Origin of the sequence: uncultured Planktomarina sp., assembly GCA_943788425.1 — a bacterium.
In the GTDB taxonomy this organism is placed as follows: Bacteria; Pseudomonadota; Alphaproteobacteria; order Rhodobacterales; family Rhodobacteraceae; genus Planktomarina.
Genome location: CALSQF010000009.1, coordinates 17844 through 28326, shown reverse-complemented (window position 1 = coordinate 28326; position 10483 = coordinate 17844). Strand labels below are relative to the sequence as shown.

11 protein-coding genes and 2 pseudogenes are annotated in these 10483 nt (G+C 53.9%); 10 read left to right on the top strand and 3 right to left on the bottom strand.

Features of this window, described 5'->3' with window-relative positions; translation table 11 throughout:
* Positions 1–128 precede the first annotated feature (128 nt).
* The 3 genes and pseudogenes from ABLW18_RS09450 to ABLW18_RS09440 form a co-directional block, all read right to left on the bottom strand.
* Positions 129–1472: pseudogene (locus ABLW18_RS09450) on the bottom strand (HAMP domain-containing sensor histidine kinase).
* 19 nt (positions 1473–1491) lie between these two features.
* Entirely contained in the window at positions 1492–2907 is a 1416-nt protein-coding gene (locus ABLW18_RS09445; RefSeq protein ID WP_276990298.1) for an FAD-dependent oxidoreductase, read from the bottom strand.
* 2 nt (positions 2908–2909) lie between these two features.
* The gene (locus tag ABLW18_RS09440) at positions 2910–3641 is read right to left on the bottom strand and encodes a VTT domain-containing protein (RefSeq protein ID WP_276990297.1); all 732 of its coding nucleotides are present in this window, start codon (positions 3639–3641) and stop codon (positions 2910–2912) included.
* A gap of 240 nt (positions 3642–3881) precedes the next feature.
* Between ABLW18_RS09440 and rpmH the strand changes: the two genes are divergently transcribed.
* From rpmH to yihA, 10 genes and pseudogenes are all read left to right on the top strand, one after another.
* Positions 3882–4016 (top strand): 50S ribosomal protein L34, encoded by a 135-nt coding sequence (rpmH, locus tag ABLW18_RS09435; RefSeq protein ID WP_012177012.1) that lies wholly within the window; start codon positions 3882–3884, stop codon positions 4014–4016.
* Positions 4017–4030: 14 nt separating this feature from the next.
* The gene (gene rnpA, locus ABLW18_RS09430; RefSeq protein WP_276990302.1) at positions 4031–4420 is read left to right on the top strand and encodes a ribonuclease P protein component; all 390 of its coding nucleotides are present in this window, start codon (positions 4031–4033) and stop codon (positions 4418–4420) included.
* Positions 4417–4656, top strand: coding sequence for a membrane protein insertion efficiency factor YidD (yidD, locus tag ABLW18_RS09425; protein WP_276990296.1), 240 nt, complete (start codon positions 4417–4419; stop codon positions 4654–4656). The genes rnpA and yidD overlap by 4 nt, the downstream gene beginning before the upstream one ends.
* A gap of 322 nt (positions 4657–4978) precedes the next feature.
* Positions 4979–5194, top strand: coding sequence for a hypothetical protein (locus ABLW18_RS09420; protein WP_276990295.1), 216 nt, complete (start codon positions 4979–4981; stop codon positions 5192–5194).
* A 55-nt stretch (positions 5195–5249) separates the two neighbouring features.
* Positions 5250–6086, top strand: a complete 837-nt coding sequence (gene ttcA / locus ABLW18_RS09415; protein WP_276990294.1) for a tRNA 2-thiocytidine(32) synthetase TtcA — start codon at positions 5250–5252, stop codon at positions 6084–6086.
* 75 nt (positions 6087–6161) lie between these two features.
* Positions 6162–6383, top strand: a complete 222-nt coding sequence (locus tag ABLW18_RS09410; RefSeq protein WP_347824565.1) for a hypothetical protein — start codon at positions 6162–6164, stop codon at positions 6381–6383.
* 105 nt (positions 6384–6488) lie between these two features.
* Positions 6489–7163, top strand: a pseudogene (locus ABLW18_RS09405) (EAL domain-containing protein); the annotation flags it as partial.
* 107 nt (positions 7164–7270) lie between these two features.
* Positions 7271–9055: a membrane protein insertase YidC gene (yidC, locus tag ABLW18_RS09400; RefSeq protein ID WP_276990292.1), complete on the top strand. Its 1785-nt coding sequence runs from the start codon at positions 7271–7273 to the stop codon at positions 9053–9055.
* Between the two features lies 1 nt (position 9056).
* On the top strand, positions 9057–9806 hold the full coding sequence (locus tag ABLW18_RS09395) for an MOSC N-terminal beta barrel domain-containing protein (RefSeq protein ID WP_347824564.1): 750 nt from the start codon (positions 9057–9059) through the stop codon (positions 9804–9806).
* A complete protein-coding gene (gene yihA, locus ABLW18_RS09390; protein ID WP_347824563.1) occupies positions 9803–10453 on the top strand; it encodes a ribosome biogenesis GTP-binding protein YihA/YsxC in 651 nt (216 codons plus the stop codon). Before ABLW18_RS09395 ends, yihA begins: the two co-directional genes overlap by 4 nt.
* Positions 10454–10483: the final 30 nt, after the last annotated feature.

Sequence of the window (10483 nt, the reverse complement as noted above, 5' to 3'; positions counted from 1 at the left end):
CCGAGGAGGATTCGAACCCCCGACCCCCTGATTCGTAGTCAGGTACTCTATCCAGCTGAGCTATCGGTCCACTAGTCGCGGAGATAGCGGGAGGTGGGCGGGGATGCAAGGGTATTATTTCTAAAACTTCAGATGTTGGCTTTTGGCAACTTGATGACAAATATACTGCCCTGCGCCTCTGATTTTTCCAAGCTCAAATGACCGCCGTGGCCGCGGATCAACTCGACGCTAATGGCAAGGCCCAGACCAGAGCCACCCTTGGTTGTAACGCCCTGAAAAGCGGTAAACAGATTGTTTTTGCCCGCTCCGGCAGACCTGGACCGCTGTCTTTCACTTTGATTCACCAATGCCCCTGCCCCTCTGCCCCTCTGCCGCACTCAAAACAATTTGCCCCTGCCCTGATACAGTCTCTACGGCCTGACAGGCATTGCGGCATAGGTTTGAAATCACTCGGTAGAGTTGCGCAGGATCGGCCCAGAGCTGCAGATCTTCGGCGACAGAATGCGTGAATATGATTTTTACCCTCGCTGGCCAGTTGCTCGGCCTCTACCACATCCATAAATAGGCGCGACACTTGCAGCCACTCGAGCTGAGGCGCCGACTCCTCAGCGCGCCCGAAGCCCAATGTCGTTTCGCACAGATGGACGGCCCGAGAAATCTAGCGAACAAGTTTTGGCGCTAATCGTGCAACCGTAAGGTCTTGGCTGGCTTCAATGCGATCGTTAAACAATTGCGCCGAGCTCAGGATATTGCGTAGGTCATGACTAATTTTTGCCACAGCGCTGCCCAATTGTGCCAATCACTCTTTTTGCTTCAAAGCCGCTGTCAATTCAATTTGCATGGATTTCATCGCCTCTTGCGCTTCGCGCATCCTCCAGTGCGTTGGCGTAGGACTGTATATGCGAATCCACGTGGCGCATCGGCAGGAACAGGGCCTCCCGCACAGCCCAAAACAGCAGGACCGCTGTCAGGGCAGAAATGGCCGCCGACACCCAAAGCACTTGACTGGCATAGGCCACAAGCGCCTCATTGAGCCCCCGAGTGGACATGGTAATCTCAATCAAAAGCTCGGCCTGTCGCATCGGGTCCCCTAGCAAGCGAATGACTTGATCACTGAGATCAAACAGGGCGGCCAAACCATCAACCACCAAGTCATAGACAGTGGGATGCCGCAAATCAAAAGAGGAGACAACCGGCGCAGGAATCGGAAAAGACAGCACAAGCTGGCGCACCTCATTGCGCCGCAACACCACGTTATAGACTTCAGCTATTTCTAAAAGCTCCGCCTCCAGATCCGAAGAAATCCGATCTTCCGCCTCAAGCGCCAAGGATGCGATTTGGGCGCGCTCCAGGCTTGCTCGCAAATAATCTAGTCAGAAACGCGCAACCGATGGCACGAAAATCAGAATCTCTGCCATTACCACAAAAAGCACTGTAACAATAACGAACCGTCCTGAAAGCGTTTGAAACATGCTAATGTGACCTGATCCTTTAAGGAATAAATCGCTGAACCAGACCAACCAACCACCGGATGAACCGGCTTTCAAATAGTCTTGGCGAAAAATAGGCACCTGCAACCCTTTTGTTGATCTCCCCCATCGTGGGATAGGGCAGGACCATGGCGGCGATGGCGGAAATTTTCAAATTGTTGGCCAGAGCCATAGCCCAGATCCCAATCAGCTCTCCTGCTCCGGCACCGACGATAGACGCTCCAACGGGTCGTCCTTTGACCACCATGACTTTGATCATACCGGTGGTCGTGCCGGTGGCAATGGCCCGGTCGCTGCCATCAAAATCAACCCGGACAACTTCCAATCGCGCGCCATATCGTGCCCGTGCCTGCGCTTCGGTCAGCCCCACTTGGGCAAGTTCGGGATCAGTATAGGTCGCCCAGGGAATGTGGTTCTTCTTCGCCTTGGCCGGCAGACCAAAGAGCATTGAGCGGATCACAACACCAGCATGATAACCCGCCACATGGGTGAATTGCAGACCGCCTGCCACATCGCCGATCACGTAGACTCTTCGATTGCTCGTGCGCAGGCCCGCATCAACCTTTATCCCGCTTCGGTCGTAGTCAATTCCGGCAGCCTCCAGATTGAGCCGCTCTGTATTGACCTTGCGGCCCACGGCCAACAAAAGATGCGTCCCGTGAAACTCACCCTGTGTTGTGGACACCGTGATATCACCACCCCTGCCTGACACGCTTTGCGCCAAAGCCTCCTCGACAATCTCAATGCCTTCATCGCGCAGCTTCTGCACGAGGATCGCAGACAATTCGGGATCATCCTTGGCAAAGACGTTTTGCCCTTCGATCACAGTCACCTCAGAGCCGAGACGGCGGTGCGCCTGAGCCATCTCCATGCCAATCGGTCCGCCACCAATAATCAAGAGATGATCAGGCCGCTCGCGCAACTCGAATATTGTTTCATTTGTATAGTGAGGCAGATCGTTCAAACCTGGGATGGGCGGCACGAAGGGGCCAGAGCCGGTGGCGATTACAATTCGGCGCGCGGTGACCACCCAATCTCCGGCTTGGACCTCTGTGGGGGATATAAAACGGCCAAAAGCTTCAATCACATTCACGCCCAGACCCTCAAACCGCGCCACGCTGTCATGCGGCGCGATTTGGCCAATGACCGAGGCCACGAAGTCTTTCGCCTCGCCATAATTGATGGTCGCCTGACCAGGCCCAACACCCATGGCGGCATTGCCGCCTTGCGCATGAGCCACAGATGCAGCAGCCAATAGCGCCTTTGACGGCACGCAGCCATAATTGAGGCAATCGCCCCCCATTTTGTGACCCTCCAGCAATACAACGCGCACACCCATCTGCACCGCACCCGCCGCAACAGAAAGGCCGCCCGAGCCACCGCCAATCACCAAAATATCTGTATCTATCCGCTCCATGCTCAAATTCCCTTCTTGCCGCGTAAGACCTTCAGCAAGACCGGCAAGGCCGAGAGCACGCAAAGCCCCAAAATCGGCAAAATAATTTGCGGCTCCCACACAACCGCAAGATCCGGTGTCTGCCCGCGCTCAAAGATGTCGCCCAGCCCCGCGCCAATGGAGGTGAACACCAAAGCCCCCGGGAAAATGCCAAGGAAAGTTGAAATAACAAAGCGGCGCAGGGGCACATCTAGAAAACTTGGCACCAGATTGGCCAAAAAGAACGGCACCCCTGGAACCAAGCGGATGAGAAATAGCATGGACCATTGGTTTTCATCCACCCCGTCCTTAATCTTTTTGACCAAACCTTCGGAATTTTCCAAAGTGGCGGCAAGATTTGCGCCGAATCCCCAACGCGCCGCCAAGAAAATTGCGCTCGCTCCCAAAGTCGCCCCCACCATATTGTAAAACACTCCCGGAAAGGTCGCGAATAAAAACCCGCCGGTCAGGGACAGAAGCAAGCCTCCCGGCACTGAAAAGGCTACGAACAACGTATAGGCAAGAATGAAGACCACAACCGCCACCAGGTAATTGGCATCCCGAAATTCAGTCAAAATTGCTCGGTGCTCTCGCAGGTTGCCAAAGCTTAAGTACCCTTGTAAAGAATAGGATACCGATACCACAAAAACCAACAATAAGATCGCGACGCGATAATGCCCCAATAGGCGAAATACCGATGGCAAGAATGCCTGCATTATCAAAATCCCCACATATTTGTATGTCCCTACACATGCCTGGCAAAAAAGAATTTTCCTACCCCACCTCACGCGACATTGATCAGAATCACGAAAATGTTTCAGTGATTATAAATATTCTAAAAGAATTTTGCCGAAAATAACGCATTGTCTGTTTGACTCGCGGACGTTGAGGCCCTAAAGGCTGGGTCCTGAGATAAATGGCTTAGCAGTTGAGCTGAACCAACCGGAGATTTCGCGATGAAACGCACATTCCAACCATCGAACCTCGTTCGCAAACGCCGCCACGGCTTCCGTGCACGTATGGCCACAAAAGCTGGCCGCAAAATTCTGAATGCACGCCGCGCTCGTGGCCGGAAATCATTGAGCGCATAAGCGCCCGATCAGTGATGTCTGAACTTAGTACCGATAAGTCCGGCGATCATGGGTCGTCGGACTTATTGGTTTTGGAACGTTTGAAACACCGCGAAGACTTTTTGAGACTGGCCCATGCCAAAAGGGTCCATTCCACAAGTTTTGTACTTCAGGCGCGTGACAGGGGCGATGCGCAAGCGCTGCGCGTGGGCTTCACCTGTTCCAAAAAGGTCGGCAATGCGGTGGCACGCAACCGTGCCAAACGCCGGCTGCGCGAAATAGCCCAGCTGATTTTGCCACGGTTTGGCCAGGTCGGCCACGATTATGTGCTCATTGGCCGTGCCAATGTCACCGCCTCCACCAAATTCACTGCGCTGCAAGAAGAGCTTTTAGCCTCCTTGCGAAAATTGCAAGCCAAGCAATGACGATCTTCGCCCATATCCTCGCTCTCCCCGTGCGGTTTTACCGGCTGTTTTTCAGCCCATGGGTGGGGTTCAATTGCAGGTATCAACCCACCTGCTCAGCCTATGCGCTTGAGGCACTCGAAAAGCACGGCGCGTTCAAAGGCTTTGCGTTGATCGTCCGGCGCTTGGGGCGGTGCCACCCTTTTGGCGGCGATGGCTACGACCCGGTGCCGGGCAAACACCCTCCTAAATCGTGACCAGAAACCCACAGGGGCAGTGTAATTGAACCAAATGGCTTGTACTAATTTGATGACTGCACTTCTTTGTCGTCACGCAACTTTCTGAAAGGAAAATTAAAATAATGACAATTTTTAATTGCGCCTCTCGAGCTGTGTGCTGTGGCGATCAAGGCGCTGCCTCCTAGCGCATCTGTCACCCGGCATCTTTTGCCCGATGCCCTGCCCAAACTTTAGGCCCAAACCCTCATAACTCCATCCAATTTACAAGCCTCCAGCCCCAGACCACAGCTGTCAATTTTATAGCATTAAGCGAGATTTTTGCCCGTTCAGAATACATATCATGACACTGATTGAACGCAACCGTCTCATGGCCCATATACAAGACTTGATCAAAGACAACGGAACTTTTCGGGTCTTGGGCCAAATTCTCAAACTCAAATTAATGCGGCGTAAAACCAAGCGCGCCACCCGCTTGCCGATGAACCCGCATATCCGCCGGGATATTGGGTTGCCACCTGCGCATAAACCGCCCGATCCGCTCAAATTCCTTTTATAAACTGGCCGGTCAACGAGCAATTGCAACCGATCAACGGCTTGGGCATAAGGAGCGCATGTTAGATGACGATACAGAAATTCATCCCCTCTTTGAGGGAGCGCCCAAAACCACTGAGTTCAAAAAGCTCCGCAAGCGCTTGCTGCGCAATACCCGCGAAGCCATCGAACACTATGGAATGATAGAGCCAGGGGCGCGATGGTTGGTCTGCCTATCGGGAGGTAAAGACAGCTATACGCTCCTGGCGGTGCTCTATGAGTTGAAATGGCGCGGCTTGCTGCCAATTGATTTGATTGCCTGCAATCTCGATCAGGGTCAGCCAGGCTTTCCAGCAACGGTGTTGCCTGAGTTCCTTGAACGCATGCAGGTGCTGCATCGCATTGAATACCGCGATACCTATTCCGTGGTCATGGACAAAACGCCAGCCGGGCGCACCTTTTGCGCGCTATGCTCCCGGTTGCGGCGCGCCAACTTATACCGTATCGCCCGCGAGGAAGGCTGCTCCGCCGTGGTTTTGGGTCACCACCGCGATGATATTTTAGAAACATTTTTCATGAACCTGTTCCATGGCGGTCGATTGGCCACAATGCCGCCCAAGCTGGTCAATAAAGATAAAGACCTGTTTTTATACCGTCCCCTTGCGCATGTGGCTGAGCAAGATTGCGAAGCTTTTGCTAAAGCGATGAATTACCCAATCATTCCCTGTGATCTCTGCGGCAGCCAAGATGGGTTGCAGCGTCAGCAGGTAAAGTCAATTTTAGATGGCTGGGAGGCCAATCATCCCGGGCGGCGCAATGTGCTGTTTCGCGCCTTGACCAATGCCCGCCCCTCCCATCTGCTTGATAGCAAGTTGTTTGATTTCCTCGGCCTGGCGCTTGAGACGCGCGACGAGTGAAATTCTCCCGCCGATTAAGCCAAACCTTACGATTTGTCCGCTAACTGTCCTGACGACAGTGAGGACGACCCGTGATTGCTTTGCAAAACCCCACCGCTGGCAGATTGTACAATGGCCTATTGTGGCCCCTTGGCGCGGGTCTTCGCGCCAGAGGCCGGCCTTTGGGCCGCGATCCTATGTGCCACGATGACTGCGGTCTTGCTTCGGGCTGAGGCCACCCGAGCATCGGCCATCATCCCGCCGAGCCTCCCCACCAAAGCCAAAGACCATTTTACCATCACGCAAGACCTTAAATAAGCCTTCGACAACCAGGAAATTCGATCCTGTTTTCGACCACAAGTAAGCCTCAGCGATGGCCAGATCACCGGCATGGAAGCATTGACACGCTGACACCATCCAAGTCATGGCGTGGTTGCGCCGCTAAAGTTTTTATCCTCAGTCGCTGAAGCGCAACTCTGGCAAAAATTGACAGATAAGATACTGCACGACGTCCTAAGCGCCATGCGCGACATGGAAGACGCTGGAATTTTCGCCGTCCATGTCGGCGTCAATTTCGCACAAGCAGATCTAGAGCATCCGCATCTGGTCAACCGAATTCTATGGGCGCTGGACCAATACGATCTACACCCAAACCGGCTCTCAATTGAGGTGCTTGCAAATGTTGCGGTTCAAGACGCGGCATCGCCCGTGCGCCACTCGGTCAATTCTTTGGCCAAACTCGGATGTAACGTTGATCTTGATGACTTTGGTACCGCGCAAAATCCGTGCGATTCCCTGTGTCAATTGGACATCAACCGAATGAAAATAGATCGCTCCTTTATTTTCGACATCGATCGGGACCCCAAAAAGTAAGACATGCTGGCGGCTGTCGCCTTATTGGCCCAACTCCTTAATCTTGACACCATAGCAGAGGGAATTGAAGCCGATGCGGAGCTGCGTGTCGTGCAAAAACTTGGCTGCGGCCACGGGCAGGGCTACGGAATCGGCAGACCTATGCCCCTTGAACAATTGCAAAATTGGGCTTTGCAATACCAACAACCGCCCCACCCACATGCATCACCTGCAAAATTGGCATAAAGGGCGCTAAAAGCCCAGAAATCCCCGAATCTACTTGACCTTTTGCCTTGCCAGCGGTTGAACCCCATGTAACCCAATATCGGGCAAATGACGCATGGTGAGCTCAAATGGACGATCAAAATAAAAACCTTCTCTTGGCCACGGGCCTTAGCTTTGCAGTGATGCTGGCCTGGTTCGCAATTGCGCCGCCACAAACTGCGCCACCACCAGAGCAGGCCCAAAGTGAAACCGCGTCGGTTGCAGCAACCGCCACCGGCACCGCCGAGGTGAGCACAAATATGGGCACTGGCAGCGCGCAGGCCGTCGCCAGTGCCAAACGCATCACGATCAGCACGCCGCGCCTCGAAGGCTCCCTATCGCTTCTTGCCGGGCGAATTGATGATTTGCGCCTGAAAGATTACACCGAAACCATACAGGAAGGATCCGAAATCGTGACGCTTCTGTCACCGGAAGGCTCCGACAACGCTTATTACGGCATTAATGGTTGGGCCGCCGCCTCTGGCGTTGATCCGGCCGACGTACCGGGGCCGACTACACTTTGGTCCTCCAATTCGACCCAGTTGACCCCCACCTCCCCCGTCACACTGACCTGGAACAATGGAAAAGGCCTGGCCTTTCAGCGCGTAATATCACTCGATGAAAATTTTATGTTCTCAGTTGAGCAAACGGTGCAAAACGACGGCGCAACCCCGGTTGCACTGGCTCCCTATGCCCAAATTGCCCGCCACGGCGAGCCACCCAACCTGAAAGGCTTTTTCATTTTGCACGAAGGCATGGTGCGCATGTCCGACGGTGAATTGAACGAAACCAAATATGGCAATATGCCGGAATTCGATATCAACCCCAAAGAACGCGCGCCGGCCGATGTTGTGCAAGTCGCCGAAGGCGGATGGATCGGATTCACGGATCATTATTGGATGACCACAATTGTGCCACAGGGCGCGTTCAAATCCGTTGCCAAATATGACATCAACAACGACGTCTATTTGACCGAAGCCGTGCAGCCAACACAGACCATCGAAGCGGGCGCCTCAACCACAGTCACATCGCAGTTCTTCGCAGGCGCGAAGGAATGGGAAGTGATCCGCAGCTACCAAAACGACAAGGGTGTGGATCGCTTCGTCGACAGTATCGACTGGGGTTGGTTCTATTTCTTGACCAAACCCATATTCTGGCTGCTGCATACGATGAACGGATTCATAGGCAATATGGGCTGGTCGATCATCGGCTTGACTCTGGTGATCAAAGCACTGCTTTTGCCCCTGGCCTATAAATCCTATGTCTCTATGGCTCGGATGAAAGAGCTTCAGCCAGAAATGGAAAAGCTCAAAGAGCGCGCTGGGGACGACCGGCAAAAAATGCAGCAGGGTATGATGGAGCTTTACAAGAAAAATAAGGTCAACCCCGCTGCCGGCTGCCTGCCCATCTTGCCGCAGATCCCAATTTTCTTTTCCTTATATAAAGTGATCTTCGTGACGCTGGAGCTGCGCCACGCCAGCTGGTTCGGTCCATTTCAAGATCTTTCCGCACCCGATCCAACTTCGATAATCAACCTGTTCGGCCTCCTACCTTGGGGCGCGCCAGAGCCCGGATCTATCGTGGCCTTGATCTTAATTGGTATCTTGCCACTTCTTCTGGGCATTTCCATGTGGATGCAGCAAAAACTCAATCCCGCACCAACAGATCCAACACAGGCGATGATCTTCGCCTGGATGCCTTGGGTGTTTATGTTCATGCTGGGCGGCTTCGCTTCCGGGCTCGTGGTCTACTGGATTGCCAACAACACGATCACTTTCATTCAGCAATATTCGATCATGCGTAGCCAAGGGGTCAAACCAGATATCTTTGGCAATATCACCAACAGCTTCAAACGACCGAAAAAGAAGAGCTGATATGCCGCGCGTTACGGAAATATTCCGCCATCCGCTGAAATCTCATGGGCGTGAGGCCTTAAAACAGGTGACATTGTCTCAGGGTGCGGCCATGCCATGGGATCGTCGCTGGGCGGTGGCCCATGAGGCATCCAAGGCCGATGGCAGCGGATGGGCATCCTGTGCCAATTTTTCTCGCGGCTCAAAAGCACCCCTCCTTGTGGCCATCACTGCGCGGCTCAATGAGACGGATCAAAGCCTCACCCTATCGCATCCAAATCGCAAAGATTTCACCTTTCAACCCGATGATGAGCGGCAGCTTTCAGGGTTTCTTGCTTGGGTGAAACCCTTGATGCCTGCAGAACGCGCGCAGTCAGCGCGCATATTGCACCTTCCCGAGCGCGGCTTTACAGATACCGACTTTCCCTCCATCAGCATCAACAGCCATGCTTCCTTGCGCGCTCTTTCCAAGCACATGGGCCAACCGCTTTCGCCGCTTCGCTGGCGCGGCAATCTTTGGATTGATGGGCTTGAACCCTGGGTTGAGCACAGCTGGGTCGCGCAAAGGTTTCGCATTGGCAGCGTGGTATTTGAAGGCGTGGAGCCAATTGTGCGCTGCCTGGCCACGACCGCCAATCCAGACACAGGCCTGCGTGATGCCGATACGCTCGGCGCTCTGAATGCGCTTTGCGGTCATCAGGACTTCGGCCTGTATGCCCGCGTGATTGAACCGGGCACACTCTCACTCGATGACACGTTGGAGCTGTTATGATCCTACCTTTCCCGATCGCGGAACCTGAAAGCGAAGCGGCCGCCGAGTTGGGGCGCAAATTGTTTTCCGGTCCAGTGGACTTTCTCAAAGGCGTGGTTGCCATGGATGGCCTGCCCGATGCCGATCGCGCCGAGGTCTGCTTTGCCGGGCGTTCAAATGTGGGTAAATCCAGCTTAATCAATGCGCTGACCAATCGCAAAGGTCTGGCCCGCGCCTCCAACACCCCCGGGCGCACCCAAGAGATTAATTTCTTCGAACTGGGCGCGGCGCGCTATTTGGTCGATCTGCCCGGGTATGGCTACGCCAATGCGCCGCTCGCAGTTGTCGAAAAATGGCAACGCCTTCTAAAGAACTACCTCTCTGGCCGCCCGAACCTGCGCCGGGCCTTTGTATTGATCGACAGCCGCCACGGCATCAAACCGGTTGATGAAGAGATCATGCAGCTGATGAACAGATCGGCCCTGACCTTTCAGGTGGTCATGACCAAAGCCGATAAGATCAAAGACCACGAACGAGATCGAGTGTTGGAGCAAGTACGCGGGAAGTTGGCCAAACACCCTGCTGCCTTCCCAGAACTGATTATGACGAGTTCAGAAAAAGGCGATGGCATCGCCACATTGCGCGCCGTGATCTCCAGCTTAGAGTAGTTGCGCCTCTATAAAACACTCTTGGCAGCA

What these genes read in the sequence shown, in the direction of transcription:
- yidD (WP_276990296.1), top strand. Translation starts at nt 4,417, where the DNA reads ATGACGATCTTCGCCCATATCCTCGCTCTCCCCGTGCGGTTTTACCGG.
- ABLW18_RS09445 (WP_276990298.1), bottom strand. Translation starts at nt 2,907, where the DNA reads ATGGAGCGGATAGATACAGATATTTTGGTGATTGGCGGTGGCTCGGGC.
- yidC (WP_276990292.1), top strand. Translation starts at nt 7,271, where the DNA reads ATGGACGATCAAAATAAAAACCTTCTCTTGGCCACGGGCCTTAGCTTT.
- ABLW18_RS09440 (WP_276990297.1), bottom strand. Translation starts at nt 3,641, where the DNA reads ATGCAGGCATTCTTGCCATCGGTATTTCGCCTATTGGGGCATTATCGC.
- ABLW18_RS09420 (WP_276990295.1), top strand. Translation starts at nt 4,979, where the DNA reads ATGACACTGATTGAACGCAACCGTCTCATGGCCCATATACAAGACTTG.
- rpmH (WP_012177012.1), top strand. Translation starts at nt 3,882, where the DNA reads ATGAAACGCACATTCCAACCATCGAACCTCGTTCGCAAACGCCGCCAC.
- ABLW18_RS09395 (WP_347824564.1), top strand. Translation starts at nt 9,057, where the DNA reads ATGCCGCGCGTTACGGAAATATTCCGCCATCCGCTGAAATCTCATGGG.
- yihA (WP_347824563.1), top strand. Translation starts at nt 9,803, where the DNA reads ATGATCCTACCTTTCCCGATCGCGGAACCTGAAAGCGAAGCGGCCGCC.
- ttcA (WP_276990294.1), top strand. Translation starts at nt 5,250, where the DNA reads ATGTTAGATGACGATACAGAAATTCATCCCCTCTTTGAGGGAGCGCCC.
- rnpA (WP_276990302.1), top strand. Translation starts at nt 4,031, where the DNA reads ATGTCTGAACTTAGTACCGATAAGTCCGGCGATCATGGGTCGTCGGAC.